The 15,362-nt window shown below is 57.2% G+C and carries 10 protein-coding genes; 2 read left to right on the plus strand and 8 right to left on the minus strand.

Annotated features, from left to right (window positions below; all coding sequences use genetic code 11):
• Positions 1-3: 3 nt before the first annotated feature.
• From NQ491_RS03890 to NQ491_RS03910, 5 genes are all read right to left on the minus strand, one after another.
• Positions 4-1,257: a Gfo/Idh/MocA family oxidoreductase gene (locus NQ491_RS03890; protein ID WP_019244622.1), complete on the minus strand. Its 1,254-nt coding sequence runs from the start codon at positions 1,255-1,257 to the stop codon at positions 4-6.
• Between the two features lie 99 nt (positions 1,258-1,356).
• Positions 1,357-2,073: an SIMPL domain-containing protein gene (locus tag NQ491_RS03895; protein ID WP_019244621.1), complete on the minus strand. Its 717-nt coding sequence runs from the start codon at positions 2,071-2,073 to the stop codon at positions 1,357-1,359.
• 193 nt (positions 2,074-2,266) lie between these two features.
• On the minus strand, positions 2,267-3,652 hold the full coding sequence (locus NQ491_RS03900; RefSeq protein ID WP_026089454.1) for a TolC family protein: 1,386 nt from the start codon (positions 3,650-3,652) through the stop codon (positions 2,267-2,269).
• A 25-nt stretch (positions 3,653-3,677) separates the two neighbouring features.
• Positions 3,678-6,851 carry an efflux RND transporter permease subunit gene (locus tag NQ491_RS03905; protein ID WP_026089453.1) on the minus strand — a complete coding sequence of 1,058 codons (3,174 nt, stop codon included), beginning with the start codon at positions 6,849-6,851 and terminating at the stop codon, positions 3,678-3,680.
• Between the two features lie 32 nt (positions 6,852-6,883).
• The gene (locus NQ491_RS03910) at positions 6,884-8,083 is read right to left on the minus strand and encodes an efflux RND transporter periplasmic adaptor subunit (protein ID WP_147524918.1); all 1,200 of its coding nucleotides are present in this window, start codon (positions 8,081-8,083) and stop codon (positions 6,884-6,886) included.
• A gap of 676 nt (positions 8,084-8,759) precedes the next feature.
• On the opposite strand from NQ491_RS03910, the gene NQ491_RS03915 reads away from it, so the two are divergent.
• Complete coding sequence (locus NQ491_RS03915; protein ID WP_019244617.1) at positions 8,760-9,560, plus strand: M48 family metallopeptidase; 801 nt, start codon at positions 8,760-8,762, stop codon at positions 9,558-9,560.
• 388 nt (positions 9,561-9,948) lie between these two features.
• Here NQ491_RS03915 and NQ491_RS03920 read toward each other — a convergent pair whose 3' ends face one another.
• Both NQ491_RS03920 and NQ491_RS03925 read right to left on the minus strand, forming a co-directional pair.
• Positions 9,949-10,656, minus strand: coding sequence for a Dph6-related ATP pyrophosphatase (locus NQ491_RS03920; protein ID WP_019244616.1), 708 nt, complete (start codon positions 10,654-10,656; stop codon positions 9,949-9,951).
• Entirely contained in the window at positions 10,650-11,261 is a 612-nt protein-coding gene (locus NQ491_RS03925; protein ID WP_019244615.1) for a DUF2284 domain-containing protein, read from the minus strand. The genes NQ491_RS03920 and NQ491_RS03925 overlap by 7 nt, the downstream gene beginning before the upstream one ends.
• Positions 11,262-11,818: 557 nt before the next feature.
• Here NQ491_RS03925 and NQ491_RS03930 point away from each other — a divergent pair.
• The gene (locus NQ491_RS03930; RefSeq protein ID WP_019244614.1) at positions 11,819-12,904 is read left to right on the plus strand and encodes an AI-2E family transporter; all 1,086 of its coding nucleotides are present in this window, start codon (positions 11,819-11,821) and stop codon (positions 12,902-12,904) included.
• 502 nt (positions 12,905-13,406) lie between these two features.
• On the opposite strand, the gene NQ491_RS03935 is transcribed toward NQ491_RS03930, so the two are convergent.
• Positions 13,407-15,059, minus strand: coding sequence for an AsmA family protein (locus NQ491_RS03935; RefSeq protein ID WP_019244613.1), 1,653 nt, complete (start codon positions 15,057-15,059; stop codon positions 13,407-13,409).
• Positions 15,060-15,362 lie beyond the last annotated feature (303 nt).

The raw sequence follows: 15,362 nt of genomic DNA on the forward strand, positions 1-15,362 counted from the left end.
GGGTTAAATGGTCCAAGGCGCGCGCATCGGCTGGTCGATCAGCCGGTTGGCCGCATCGTCGTCGATAAACTGCAGCTTCTCGGGATCGAACCGCAACGACCGTCCCAGCCGGAGAGCCACGGCGCCCATGTTGACGATCGTCGCCGAGCGGAATCCGTTCTGCTCGTTGAGCGCAAACTTCCGGCGCGTACGCACACAGTCCAGAAAATCGGTCTGCTGGGGCATCGGATCGGGATATTCGGCCAGCTTGGCTTCCCAATCGGGTATGTCGCACCGGAAATTGCGGTAAAGCTTCCCGTTCGGTCCTTCGATATAAGCGTCGTTCGGATCACCGTTGTCCTCGCCCCAGAGAACGATCTTGCAGCCGTCGTCGTAGGTATACTCGATCTTGCGCCAAGTGCCCACGGCATCGGGATGCTGCTGGGGAGCGTCGATCTCGACCGAGACGGGGCTCGTATCGTCCTTGCCCAGCAGATACTGAACCGGGTCGATGTAATGTTGCCCCATGTCTCCCAGTCCGCCCGCATCGTAATCCCAGTATCCGCGGAACGTCCCGTGAACTCGATGCGGATTGTAGGGTTTGTAGGGAGCCGGACCGAGCCACATGTCGTAGTCGAGCTCGGCGGGGACCTTCATCTCTTCGAGCTGGGGCTGCCCCACCCAGAAGAACTTCCAGTCGAAACCGGTATGCTTGCTGATGGTCACCTTCAGCGGCCAACCGAGCATGCCGCTGTCGACGAGCTTCTTGATCTTGTCGACAGTCGTGTTCATGCCGTAAAACGTATCGGTGAAGCGGAACCAAGTATTCAAACGGAAAATATTGCCGTTACGCTCCACGGCCTCCTTAACCCGCTTGCCCTCGCCGATGGTGCGCGTCATCGGTTTCTCGCACCAGATATCCTTACCGGCCGCGGCGGCCTCCACCGACATGATGCCGTGCCAGTGCGGCGGCGTAGCGATATGTACGATATCGACGTTCGGATCGGCGATCAGCTGACGATAGTCGGAATAGGTTGCCACTTTCTCGCCGGCCAACTGCCGTCCGGCCTCCAAATGATTCTTGTCGACGTCGCAGATCGCGACCAGACGCGTACCCGCGTATCCGTAATGGCCTCGGCCCATGCCGCCTACGCCGATGATACCTTTAGTCAGCTGGTCGCTCGGAGCCGTGTAACCGACGCCGCCCAGAACATGACGCGGGACGACGGTCAGCGCGGCCATGCCGGCGAACGTTTTCAGGAATTCCCTTCTCTTCATAACAGGTTAACTTTTATTTATATGTCAATAAGTTTGGATAGTATATTTCTTCAGACAAACGCTTTTCGCAGGGAAATCGTGCGGCACCCCCGTAAAAAATCAGTCCTTCAGATAATACTCGACCGTCGTAACGACCCGTATCGTCTTGATGCTCGGCGTATTGTCATCGCGGTCGGAAATCGAGAACAGACCTTGGCTGGCCGACTTGATCTTGCCCAGCTCGCTATTGGAGTCGTGCGCGAACTTGTCGGCGGCCGCACGGGCATTCCGAGTAGCCTCCTCGATCATCGCCGGCTTCAGCGCATTCAGCGCGTCGGAAGTATAGATAAAGCGAGGGGTATAACGGTAATCGCCGCTTGCGATCGCCACGCCTTGCTTGAGCAGGTCGCTCTGCCGCGACATCAGCTTCAGCACCTGCTCGACGTTGGTCGTCGTTACCGTCACGACACCGGTCACATTATAGCGATAACGCACGCCTTCGGGGACATAGCGCTCGGCCTGCATGTCGACGATTTCGGCGGGAGCCACCGAAATCTCGGATTCGGCGATCCCGTTGGATTTCAAGAAACCGACGATCTTCGCGTTCGCGCTTTCCATCGCATTGTACAGCGCGAGCATGTCGTTTCCCACCTCCTTATAAGACAGAGGCCAAATAACCCGGTCGGCCTTTACTTCCCTTTCGGCAAGGCCCTTGACAGTTACAACGCGCTCACTGTCCTTGAAATGGCGGATACCTCCGCTCAACAACCAACCGGCTACGATCACCCCTACGGCCAGCATGGCCGAACCGGCCAAACGAATCCTCGAATCTTCCATAACTCCGATAATTTAGAGTTTCGTCCGGCAAAAAACGGTCCGGAACGATATAGACCCGGCTTCAAAAATACGTAAAAAAGCCGCAGAACAAAACAAAAAACCGATAAATATTTACAGCTTATCCAAGCTGTAAACAACAAGGAGAGCCGCATCGAAACGAATGCGGCTCTTCCCCTGCTTTGTCAGACGGTCCTTATCTGCCGCCGCCCAATGCCTGATAGAGATAGACGACAGCCTGCATCTGCTCGAACCGGTCCTGTACGCCCGAAAGCTGAGCACTCAGCAGCGATTGCTGTGCGGTGATGACTTCCAGATAGGTCGAGGTCCCCAAATAGAGCAACTGCTCGGAATAGCTGACCGAACGCTCGAGCGAAGCGATCTGTTCTTTGCGGAAGGCTTCTTTCTCGGCAGCACTGTTATACTGGAACAGCGCATCGCTCACTTCGTTGCCGGCACTCAACAGGCTTTTCTGAAAAGCCAGCCGAGCCTCCTCTTGCTGCGCCTTGGCCGTTTTCAGACGCGCCCGGTTCTGGCCCCGGGCGAACAACGGAGCCACCAGATTGCCCGTCGCGTTGAAAATCGCCTGAGCCGGATTGACGATCATCGCGCCCAAATTATTGGTCCATCCGCCGTTAGCGCCTATGGACAACTGCGGATAGAACGCCGAACGGGCTACGTTCGTATTGGCCGTTGCAGCGACCAAGGCCATCTCGGCTGCCTGCACGTCGGGGCGGTTCGACAAAAGCTGAACGGGAACGCCCGCCGAGAAATCGTCCGGAAGCTGCTGCTCGTCCCACGCGCCCCGGTCGATATGCTGCCCGGGCTGTCCCAGCAGCAACGAGAGAGCGTTTTCCGTCTCGCGAATCGAACGCAACAGATCGGTCTTCGACGCGCACACGGCATAGTAATTGGCCTCGCTTTGGACAACGGCCGCCTCATTGACATTGCCGGCCAGCTTCATCGCTTTCATCATCCGGACGGTCAGGCTCCAGTTCTCGATCGTCTGCTCGGTGATTTCCAACTGACGGTCGAGCATCAGCAACGTATAATAGCCGGTAGCTATGCCCGAAATCACCTGCGTGCGAACGGCTCTCAGCGTCGCCTCGCTCTGAAGCCATGCGGCCTTGGCTCCCCGCTTCGAATTGAGCAGTTTGCCGAACAGATCGACTTCCCAGCTGGCCGACAGCGGAAGCGTATAGGTCTTCTGCAGCGACCCGTGCTGAACCCACGACAGCTCGCCGCTCGGCGCCAGCGTAAACGAAGGAACGTAGGCCAGACGAGCCGCAGTCAGCTGCGCCTGATATTCCTGCACGACCAACGCTGCCGACAACAAGTCGATATTGCTGGACAACCCCTGTTCGATCAGCGACTGCAGCTTCGGATCGGTGAACACCTCCTGCCACGGCCTGTTCCCGAAGTTGACCGTATCGCCCGAAAGCGTGTCGGTGACGGAAACCGTGTCGCGGTACAGTCCGGCCGTCTCCATCTGAGGCCGGCTGTAGGGACGGTAAATATTGCAGCCGCCCAGCATCACCGCCGCACCCGCCACGGCCAGCAACGCGCTATATTTTCGTTTCATCATCATTGCTCTTTAGTTAAACGCTTTACTTAATCAAATCTTGCATCTCGGCATCCAGCTCGCTCGAGTCGGGATCCTTCCACTGGATCGGCTTGAATTTCTCCTGCAGCGCTTGGAATGCGACAAACAGCGCGGGCACGACGAACAGCTGCAGAATCATACCGATAAGCATGCCGCCGACCGAGCCGGCTCCCAGCGAACGGTTACCGTTGGCACCTACGCCCGAAGCGAACATCAGCGGCAACAGGCCGATGATCATCGCGAACGAGGTCATCAGAATCGGTCGCAGACGGGCGGCGGCACCGGAAACGGCCGCCGAAGCGATCGACATGCCGCTCTCACGGCGGGCCAGCGCGAACTGCACGATCAGGATCGCGTTCTTGGCCAGCAGACCGATCAGCATGATCAGCGCGATCTGCAAGTAGATATTATTTTCGACGCCCATAATCTGCGCGAAGATGAACGTCCCCAGCAAACCGAACGGAATCGAGAGAATCACGGCCAGCGGAAGGATATAGCTCTCGTACTGGGCGCTCAGCAACAGGTAGACGAATACCAAGCAGAGCAAGAAGATCATGGCCGTGGTACTGGTACCCGTACTCTGCTCCTCGCGGCTCAGGCTCGAGAACTCGAATCCGTAACCGGTCGGGAGCATCTGGCTCGCCACCTCCTCGATCGCCTTGATCGCTTCGCCCGAGCTGACGCCCGGCTTCGGCATGCCGCTGACCTTCATCGAGGTATACATATTGAAACGGTTGATATTATCCGGACCGTACACCTTTCTGAGCGACATGAACTGCGTGATCGGAGCCATCTCGGTCCCGTTACGGACCATGATGCCGTTGAGCGATTCGGGACTTATGCGGGCCTCCGGATCGGCTTGGATCATCACGCGATACAGCTTACCGAAGCGGTTGAAGTTCGATGCGTACAGACCGCCGAAGTATCCTTGGAGCGTCGTCAGAATATCTTTCGGACTCAGGCCCGCCTGCTTGCATTTCGCAGCATCGATGTCAACCATATACTGCGGGAAGTTCGGATTGAACGTAGTCATGGCGTACATGATCTCGGGACGCTGATTCAGCGCGCCGAGGAACTGCTGCGCCACTTCGAAGAAACGGTCCAGATCGCCTCCCGTCTTATCCTGCAGGTTGAATTCGAAACCGTTGGACGCACCGTAACCGGTAATCATAGGCGGCGCGAACAGCATGACCTGCCCGTCCTTGACCAGCTGCCGGGTCTGCATCGTCAACGCTCCGACGACATCGTCGGACGACAGACCCTCGCCCTGTCGCTCGCTCCAGTCCTTCAGCTTGATGATGGACGTACCGTAGCTGTTACCCTGTCCGCCCATAAAGCTGTAGCCGGTGATCGACGTACGCGACTTGACGGCCGGATGCGCAGCGACCAGGCTGTCAATCTGCTGCATCACGGCCTCGGTACGTTCCTTGGACGTTCCGGGGGTCAGATTGACGGCAGCGAAGACGGTACCCGTATCCTCGTTGGGCACCATACCCGTCGGAGTGATCTTCATCAGCAGGAAAAGCGCCACGATGCTGCCTGCGACGATCAGGAACGACAATACCCGCTTGTGGATGAAGAACAGCACGCTCTTCTTGTATTTTTTCAGCGTTACGTCATAAGCGGCATTGAACGATGCGTGGAAACGATCGATCAGGCTCATCTTCTTTTCGCCTTCCTCGCGATGAGGCTTCAGGAACACGGCGCAAAGGGCAGGACTCAGCGTCAGGGCGTTCACGGCCGAGAAGCCGATAGCGATCGCCATCGTCAGACCGAACTGGCGGTAGAACGTACCCGAGGTTCCGGTCATGAAGCTCACCGGAATGAACACGGCCATCATCACGAGCGTGATCGATACGATCGCTCCGCTCAGCTCGCTCATCGCGTCGATCGACGCCTTGCGGGCGGAAGTGTACCCCTGATCGAGTTTGGCGTGGACTCCCTCCACGACGACGATCGCGTCATCGACGACGATTGCGATCGCAAGCACCATAGCCGACAACGTCAGCAAGTTAACGCTGAACCCGATCAGGTACAGCACGAAGAACGTACCGACAAGCGCGACAGGAATGGCGATCGCCGGAATCAGCGTCGAACGGAAATCCTGCAGGAAAATGTAAACGACCAAGAACACGAGAATGAACGCCTCGATCAACGTCTTGATCACTTCGTGGATCGAAGCGAACAGGAATTCGTTCGTATCGAGCAGAACCGCATAGTCCATGCCCGGAGGCAGCGTCGGCTCGATTCGCTCCAAATAACTCTTGATTTCATTGATGATCTGCGTCGCATTCGATCCGGCCGTCTGAAAGATCAGCGAAGTCACGCCCGCATGGCCGTTCACATGGTTACTGAAGCCATAGGTCAGACGTCCCAGCTCGATATTGGCGATATCCTTGAGTCGCAGTACCTCGCCGTCGGAGGTGGCGCGCACGACGATGTCGCCGAACTCCTCCTCGGTCTGCAGACGCCCCTTGTAGCGCATGATATACTGGAACGACTGGTCGCCCGACTCGCCGAACTGTCCGGGAGCGGCCTCGATATTCTGTTCGGCCAGCGCGGCAGCTACGTCCGTCGGCATCAGGCCGTACTGAGCCATCACATCGGGCTTCAGCCAAATACGCATCGAGTAGTCGGCACCCATCACCATCGCGTCGCCCACGCCGGGGATACGCTTGATCTCGGGAATGATATTGATGTTGGCATAGTTCTCGAGGAACTTGATATCATAACGGTCGTCGGGGCTGAAGAACGCGAAACCGAGCAACATACTCGTCTGCCGCTTCTCGGCCGTCACGCCGACCTGAGTCACTTCCGAAGGCAACAGCCCCAGCGCCTTCGAGACACGGTTCTGCACATTGACGGCTGCCATGTCGGGATCGGTTCCCTGCTTGAAATACACCTCGATCGAGGCATCGCCGGTATTGGTCGCCGTCGAAGTCATGTACATCATGTTCTCGACACCGTTGATCTGCTCCTCGAGCGGAGCGATCACGCTGTTGAGCACGGCCTGCGCATTGGCTCCCTGATAACTCGTGTTCACCCGGACGGTCGGCGGCGCGATATCGGGGTATTGCGTAACGGGCAGCGAAACCAAGCCCAGCAAACCCAGAATGACGATGACGACCGAGATGACCGTCGAAAGCACCGGGCGATTGATAAATCTATCTAGCTTCATATCTCTTACACCTTATTCTGTCCATGTATGAATTATTGTCTGGCCTGCTGCTGAGCGGCTCCGGCCGCACCCGAAAGGGCATTCAGCCGCGCGGCCGCCTCGGCGGGCGTAATGGCCTTGATCTTGGCGCCGTCCTTCAGCGTCGCCACGCCCTCTACGACGATCCGGTCGCCGGCACGAAGCCCCGATGTCACGACATAGTTCTTACCGTCGTCGAGGTTGAACACTTCGACGGGCGTATTCTTGACCGTCGAATCGGGTTGAAGCACGTAAACGAACTTTTTGTCCTGAATTTCGGAAGTGGCTTTCTGCGGCACCATCAGGGCCGAATCGAGCTGGCTCGGAATCAATACATTGCCCGTTCCGCCGCTGCGAAGCACATAATCGGTATTGGGGAACAATGCCCGGAGCGTGAACGAGCCGGTCTTCGTATCGATCACGCCGGTCAGCGTCTCGATCCGCCCTTTCTGGGGATAGACGCTTCCGTCGGCCAGCATCAGCTCGACCTCGGGCATGTTGCCGACCATCTTGCCGAGCGAGGCTCCGTCGCGGCGCGTCATCTCCAGCAACTGCTTCTCGTTCATCGTGAAGTAAACGTACATTTTCGAGATATCCGACACGACGGTCAGCGGCTCGGCCGAAGACGAGCTGACCAAGCTGCCCACACGGAACGGAATCGACCCGACGACGCCGTCGGAAGGACTCGTTACGGTCGTATAGGCCAAATCCTGTTCGGCCGACACCAGCTGGGCTTTCGCCTGCGCGAGCTGGGCCTCGGCAGTCTTCAGCGTGTTCTGAGCCATTTCCAGATCGTACTCGCTGATGATATTCTGCGCCTGCAGATCGGTCTTGTTCTTTACCGTCAGGCGATTCGTAGCTACGTTGGCCTCGGCTACCTTCACGGCTGCCTCCGCCGCATTCCGGGCCGCCTCGTACTGCACCTTGTCGATCAGGAACAAAGGCTGACCTTTTTTCACTACGGCCCCTTCGTCCACGCACAGCTTCGTGATGAAGCCGCTGACACGCGGACGGATCTCTACGTCCTGCAACCCGCGGATCGTGGCCGGAATAGTCGTTTTCAGATCGACCGAGACAGGCTCCAGCGTCTCTACCGCAAACTCGGGAACGCCTCCTGCCATGTTCTGGCCTGCATTCGAATTACCGCACGAAACGGCGGCAACGCCCGACAACAAAAATGTCAGCCCCTTACACAGAGTTCCTACGACTCTCATTCTGTTCCTGTTGTTCATATTCTCTTATCCGTTAAATTATACTCCTTTTCAAACATCACGTCGTTTCCCGGCACGAAAACCGCTCGCCGGCAAGCTGCAAAAATACAAATAATTCAGGCAATTTGTCCTCGTGGCGCTTTCATCCACGCCGATCCCCATACGCTTGCATTAACGTAAACTCATAAAAAAAATTGTATCGAAATCAAAATGAATACGTTAAAATAACCTGGCATAGGTTTCTCATGACAAATTACGGAGCAAAAGTAACAAGAAAACTGATAAAACAAAAATAGTTTTCCGGTTTCGCCGCAAAATTCGCAGAAGACTTCCCGGAACCGGCCGTCGACCGTCCTACATCGCCGGACGGCATCGCAAAAACGCCCATGAACAAAAGCGACATCCTGTATTGCAAAGACTTAAGATTCAAACCGACGACATAAAAAAATCATACGGACAAAAAATATCCTTGCGTCCGCACCTGCTTTGGCGAATCATACGCCCGAAAACCGCACTGCCCATGCACGATCTTACCCTATCGATCAGAAAAATCCGTCCCTATTTTCCGCCATAAAGGACATGATAACCGTACAATGCATATATTTGCGTTCTATTCCGGATATGGGCGGAGAAAAGTCCGGTCGCCGAACAAAAAATAACCGAAACGCAGCAAAAGACCATGATCAAGAAGATGACAATGCTGGCGCTGACCGTCTGCACGCTCTGCGCGACGGAGGCACAGGCCCAGATCAAGCTGGGCGGTAAAACGCTGAACGCGCAGAAACTCGTCCAAGCGGGCGCCGACATGATAAAAGCCGTCACGCTTTCCGATGCCGACATCGCGGCCCTCAGCCGCGAGGCGGTCGAATGGATGGATAACAACAATCCCGTGTCACCCGACACTTCGGCCTACAGCCAACGGCTCAAGAGGCTGACCGAGAATGTCAAAGTCGACGGATTGGAACTGAACTTCAAAGTTTACGAAGTGGCCGACGTCAACGCGTTCGCCTGCGGGGACGGAAGCGTGCGCGTATTCAGTTCGCTGATGGATCTGATGGACGACCGGCAGCTGATGGGCGTGATCGGGCACGAGATAGGACACGTCGTGCATGCCGACACGAAGGATGCGATGAAGAACGCATACATGGCCTCGGCCGCACGCAATGCGGCCGGCTCGGCCGGAGGTACGCTGGCCAAACTGACCGACTCGCAACTGGGCGACCTCGTGCAGGCTTTCTCGAACGCGCAATTCTCCCAAAAACAGGAGTCGGCCGCAGACGACTTCGGATTCGATTTCTGCGTCCAGAACGGTCTGGACCCTTATTCGATGGCCTCGGCCCTCGAAAAACTGGCCGAACTGTCGCAAGGCTCCCAGTCGTCGGGACTGCAAAGAATGTTCTCGTCGCATCCCGACAACCAGAAACGCGCCGAGCGGATGCGAGCGCGGGCCGAGGAGCTGATCCGGCAACAGCAACAATAGGCACGTCTACGCCGTCGTAAGACATGCCGGAGAAAGGCGCCGTATAGCAACGGCGCTTTTTTCATGCGGGCTTTCCGACGAACGAAATTCTTTTCAAGGACCGCGCGGCGAATCGCAGGCCGGGGCGGATGCCCGAAGACACGAAATCCGGTTTCGAGCGGCTCGGTCCGCGATCCGGCAGGACAAAGCCGGCAAGACCGGAGCCCTCTCCGCGAGAAGTCATGGGAAATGCCAGCCGCCAGCTTCATTCCGCCTCCGTGAAATCGTTCCGACGGAAGCCCCGGGCACGGTCCGCACAATAACAGAACGGACAGCCGACCGGCAAATCGGGGCATTCCTTTGCCATACAGCGCACATCTTCACCTAACCGACAGGAAAATCGACCGGTCTAAGGAGTCGTCAGAGCGGCGAACCAGTAGGCGTAGGACTTCACCGCACCGTCTTCGAGCGTCACCGTGTAGCTCCGGCGGACAGGCCCGCCCAAACGGAACGGAATCGGATAGCGGAACATTCCGCCCGCATGGCAGAACGTATGATATTCGCCGTTCTCGCCGCACGGATCGACACCGTCGGGCAAATCGTCTCGAAACGTTCCGTCGATCGTCCGCCCGATCCAATCGGCACCGAGGCAGGAAGCATCGGTCGTTACAACGACCGTTTCGAGTCCCGAGGCGAGAAAAGCGGCCATAATCCGTTCCGGCCCCTGTCCCCACAGCGGCTCGACCACCGTCACGCCATACGGCTCCAACTGACGCTCCCGGTACGCGCGCACGTCCTGCAAAAAAATATCCCCGAAGATAAAATGTTCGGCTCCCCGGGCGACGAAATCGCCGACGGCCTCAGCCATCGCCCGCTCGTAGTCCTCGATCCCCTTCCCTGTCGGGACAATACGGATCGGCAGCCCGATGCTGTCGGCCTGCATCCGGAGCAGCTCGGCCGGAATGCCGTGCATCGACGAGCGGTCATTCGACGCATCGACCGTCGTAAGCAGCGAGACGACCTCGTAACGGTCCTCCCGCAGCACCGTCTGCAACGCCAGCGCGGAATCCTTTCCTCCGCTCCAGTTGAAAACCGCCCGTCGCCTCTGCTCTACCATGACAGTGAATCGATCGAATGATTGGTGAAAAATCCGCTGATCAGCGTGAAATATTCCGGTAACCTCCCGTCGACGCTCCAGCGCAACTCGATGCCGAGCAATTCCGAAGCCGTCCGCCCCAGATCGAAGCCAAGCGCCTCGAGCGACGGGCGTATTTTCCCGGGCCGCACGCAAGGCAGGTCCGACGGTCTGGTACAGGTTCCCTCAGGACAATCGAAGCATGTACCGGCAAAAAAGGCACGGCTGTCCGGCCATGCCTCTTCCAAGGCAAGCAATCGCGCGTCCAGCTCGCAACGGGCTTCATTCAACAAAGCGCGTCCCTGTTTCTCGCTTTGCCCTGCATCGGCGCAAAGCGCGCGTAACCGCTTGCCCGGTTCGATTCGCGCAGCGATCAGATGAGCCGTCCCGAAACCCGATAAATACTCCTCCGCATCGAACGAGAAAGGCGGGCACGCCCAACAACGTCCGTACCGGCCGCACCGGCGGCACAAGTCGGCGAACCGCTCCGCGTCGCGATAACGGCGGATATACTCTTCGACAAGAAGCGAAGCGAAAGCGTAAGTCCGCACGGCGAGCGGCTTTTCGGTCGGGTTGTTCGGTTTCATCGGGCATCGGTGACGGCCGTACCGTCAAAGGACAAATTTGGCAAAAAAGAATCGTTCCGGCAAACGATTCCATATTGTCTAAGAACGGTATGACCGTTCCTGCACGGAAAACCGATCGAAATAACGCAATAAAACGAACAAGCCGCCTGCAACGTCCGAAAAAAGCCGCCGAGCACAGACTTTCCATCCGATACAAAGCCTCCATAAAAGCACCTCGTAATTACACAAATCAATACAATTCGATGAATCGCGCTCACAGAAGCGATCGATATGTTTCCGGCAGGCTTGAAACAGCCCCATAGAAAGAACGGCAACCGGATGAGCCGTCACTCGGAAACTCGGAGAAAAGAAACTCCCCGGAAATCCGACGAACCGAAGCGGGGACATTATAAAGCATACAATCGGGTCCATAATAATATAGGACATATGTTGCAAGCGGCAGGGAGACACGCGCCCGATGGCTCCGTATATGGCAAACCGGGACTCTTCCGGCGCGGCGCGCGAAACTTGGAGAAATTTTTGCAGAACGAGCGTCGGAACCAATAACCGCCCGTCCTATGAACCGACCCGACCTCCCGACCGATACGCTGCAAAAGAACAATCTTTTTTTCCGGCAGTTGCTTTTTCTGGGTATCCTGATTACGATCGGACTGGTCATTCTCAAGCAATTGGGCTTCTTCGTCGGAGCCTTTCTGGGCGCTTCGACGCTCTACGTCGTACTGCGCTCGCTGCTTTTCCGGCTGACCGAGCGACACAGCTGGAGATCATGGCTCGCGGCGGCCCTGCTTGTGCTATGCACGACGGTCCTGCTGCTGGGACTCGGCTTTCTGATCTACGAAGTGATTGCGGCCGAGATTCCCAACGTCGACACGTCGAAAATCGTCGGCTTTTTCGAAAAGCAGGTGATCCGGCTGAACGAACTGATCGGTTTCGAAGCCATCCCCAAGGATCTGCTCGAGAACTCGGGAGCTTTCCTGACGAAAATGGTATCGTCGCTGATCAACACGACCTACAGCTTCGCGGCAAACGTATTCATGATGCTCGTCATCCTCTACTTCATGCTGCTCAAGGGTCGCAAGATGGAGAGGCACATCAACTCCTACGTGCCCTTCAAGGGCAAGAGCCTCTGCCTGCTCAAGCAGGAAGTCAAGACGATCATCTTCAGCAACGCGCTCGGCATCCCGATCGTCATGCTGTCGCAGGCGCTCGCGGCCTGCCTGATCTACTGGCTGCTGGGCATGAACAACATCGTTTTCTGGGCATTCGTCACCGCCGTATGCGGACTGATCCCGATGGTCGGCACGGTCATCGTCAGCGTGCCGCTCGGCGCATATATGATCTATAGCGGCGAGCTGTGGCAGGGCATCCTGATGATCGCGCTCGGCGTGCTGGTCATCGCCAACGTAGACAACCTCTGCCGGATGATCCTGATGAACAAAGTGGCGGATACGCACCCGCTGATCGTCATTTTCGGCGTGATACTCGGTATCCCGCTATTCGGGTTCTGGGGCATTATCTTCGGCCCTCTGCTGATCTCGGGCTTCCTGCTGCTGATGAAAATCTACTATAAGGAATACGACTTGCTGCCGCAGGAAGCGCAGGCTCGAGAGAACGCCGCCGAGACCCGGTGCGGTCGGGAGTAATCGTTCGCCCAATCCGATCTTTGCGAACGCTCCAAGTCCGCACCGAAAACCTGTGCGGAATCGCTCCCCCGCTGCGGACGATCCGCTCCCGCGTTCCAAGCCTGCCCGGCCCGTCTTTCGCCGCAAATGCTTGCCATGGGATCTGTCGTTTACGGAATGTTCCCGATTCACGTTATAACCTGCCGTTGAAATGGACCGATTCCGGTGAACGGCTCAAAAATTTTATGCGAGAACAAGAAAAAGCGCATTTGATAAAAAATGGCGCGACAGAAACGTGAGCGACATATCACAAGGACGTCCCGCTCACCCCGTGAACAATGAAGTGAATGGGTCTTATGAAGACGGGCAAAGGAAATAACGGTCTATTGGCCGGGCATGTAGCGGTGTGGATATGTATGTCCGTTGTCGTCCCGAAATCGTAAAGATTCGGGGAACGGTCCCCTGGTCCATACGATGAAACCATGTATTACACAACCGATCCGGGCTCTTTTCGCTCGGCCCACTACCTGTACGAATCCTTGCCCAAAACGGTATTCTTAATACCGGGCAGCAACGATTTCCACCAATAGTTGAATTGCGAGCGGTACGGGTCGCGTTCCGCGCTGCCGTCCGCCGTACGCGTGCCTCGACCGTCCGGATTGCTCGGCCGGATCAGCATCTTGTCGACGACAAACGTCATCAGGCGCCGCTCCTTGAGCCGACCGTCCGGCTGCCGCTTGACCATCTCCACGTCGAGCCCGTCGTATAGCATCGTCATTTGAACTTCCGACCGCGCATCGTTTCCCGTCACGCGGAATTCGATCCGCTCGAGCCGTCCGGAATCGATCTGAATACCGGCAAGCGGCGTCACGACGCGATTCAACAACGGCAGGCTCATCGGCCCGAGGGAGCCGTCGATTTCAAAACGGCGGTTCAACGAGTCGGACGGAAACCGGAAGCTCGCTTTCAGCAGACCCGCCCCGTACAACTTTCCCCGGGCCTCCAACCGGAAAAAGTCGTCCGCTCCGCCCCGATTGGTCAGACCGTAAAACTCGCCGCTCAGGCTGTCGAATTGCACGATTCCGGGCTCCGTTCCGTTTTCCGACAGCTCGTCGTAACGGGCCCGCACGTTGCCCAGAGTGATACGGCGCACGTCGACAGCGAACGGCAGCCGCTGCAACGAGCGGTAAAACAGTTGTTTCACACGTTGCGGCCGGGGTACCTGACGATTCTTGTAACTTTCGACTTCCGCCTGCGGAATGCTCAAACTGTCGATACGAAGTCCTCCGCCGTCCGTCCATGCGGCCCAATCGATACCGGTGCATCCGATGCTCCGAACCGAAACGCGGGTCCAGTCGATATGTCCGGGTGCCCGCCGGGCAAACATATCCTTGGGATACTGCGGTTCCAGACGAACGGCCGCAACGTAAAGCGAGCCGTCGCCCGCGCCGAATCGAAGCGTATCGACTTCGAGCAGTACCGCCCCTTCGTCGATCCGGTAGTCGAGCCTGTCGACTGCCAGCTCCATGTCGCTACAAAACCATGGTCTCGACAGCGAATCGGCCGACATGTCGAAGCAAAGGTCATCCGAGCCGAGGCTCAGTCCCTCGATGCGATGGCAGACCCTCCGGCCGTTCCGGTAGTCGCACACCTCGACCCGGGCGTTCCGGATATCGAAACGTCCGATCTCGGCCAAGATCCCCGTCGAATCGAGCCGGTCGCGCCATGACCTGCGCGAGCCGGCGGACGTGTCGGCCTCTGCATCGGGACTCCGACTCAGCACGATACGCGGCGAAATGATTTCCAACTCATCGGCCGAGATCCGCATCGACGCACCCTTCCTGTCCCAGCGGATTCCGCCGAGGGACAGTTGCGCGACCCGCACATTGAGCCCGGCGAGCGGCGAGCCTTTTAGCCGTAACCGCGCGCTGTCGGAATGAAGCGTAAAATTTTCGACGCGCACGGCACGATTGAACAGGCCGACTCTGACACCGCCCACCTCGGCCCGGTAGGCTCCGTCGCTCGCTTCGGAAACTTTCGAAACGATCGTTCGGCGAATCTTGCTGCCGAGCCAGACCTCGACGCCCACCTTGACCACCAGCACCCCCAGCGCGCAACAGGCGACGATCCATGCTATTTTTCCCCACCTCGTATCGGTCTTTCGCTTTTCCATCATTTCCCGAATGAATTGATCCCGCGCCCCAAGCGACGCTTCTGCTCAGCGATGCAAATTTGCGTCCATCATGGGCAGTCGGACAAAAATATTCGTCCAAACGTTCTCACGCATGATCCAAGCGCAGGTCGTCTGGATATCGTACCTTCCACAGCCCGACAGATTACGATGGGAAACACCATGCAGGCAAACCGTATCCGGGACGAACCGCCGCTCGACGTTTCGAAACCGGAAACACAGAAGACTAAAGAGCCGATAGCAAAACACATAACCGGTTCTCCTCATTTTTACGGAACAAACACACTA

The organism is Alistipes ihumii AP11 (genome assembly GCF_025144665.1).
Classification (GTDB): Bacteria; Bacteroidota; Bacteroidia; order Bacteroidales; family Rikenellaceae; genus Alistipes_A; species Alistipes_A ihumii.

Coding starts and splice junctions, on each gene's coding strand:
- NQ491_RS03910 (WP_147524918.1), bottom strand. CDS start 8,083: ATGAGAGTCGTAGGAACTCTGTGTAAGGGGCTGACATTTTTGTTGTCG.
- NQ491_RS03920 (WP_019244616.1), bottom strand. CDS start 10,656: ATGGTAGAGCAGAGGCGACGGGCGGTTTTCAACTGGAGCGGAGGAAAG.
- NQ491_RS03890 (WP_019244622.1), bottom strand. CDS start 1,257: ATGAAGAGAAGGGAATTCCTGAAAACGTTCGCCGGCATGGCCGCGCTG.
- NQ491_RS03895 (WP_019244621.1), bottom strand. CDS start 2,073: ATGGAAGATTCGAGGATTCGTTTGGCCGGTTCGGCCATGCTGGCCGTA.
- NQ491_RS03905 (WP_026089453.1), bottom strand. CDS start 6,851: ATGAAGCTAGATAGATTTATCAATCGCCCGGTGCTTTCGACGGTCATC.
- NQ491_RS03925 (WP_019244615.1), bottom strand. CDS start 11,261: ATGAAACCGAACAACCCGACCGAAAAGCCGCTCGCCGTGCGGACTTAC.
- NQ491_RS03915 (WP_019244617.1), top strand. CDS start 8,760: ATGATCAAGAAGATGACAATGCTGGCGCTGACCGTCTGCACGCTCTGC.
- NQ491_RS03935 (WP_019244613.1), bottom strand. CDS start 15,059: ATGATGGAAAAGCGAAAGACCGATACGAGGTGGGGAAAAATAGCATGG.
- NQ491_RS03900 (WP_026089454.1), bottom strand. CDS start 3,652: ATGAAACGAAAATATAGCGCGTTGCTGGCCGTGGCGGGTGCGGCGGTG.
- NQ491_RS03930 (WP_019244614.1), top strand. CDS start 11,819: ATGAACCGACCCGACCTCCCGACCGATACGCTGCAAAAGAACAATCTT.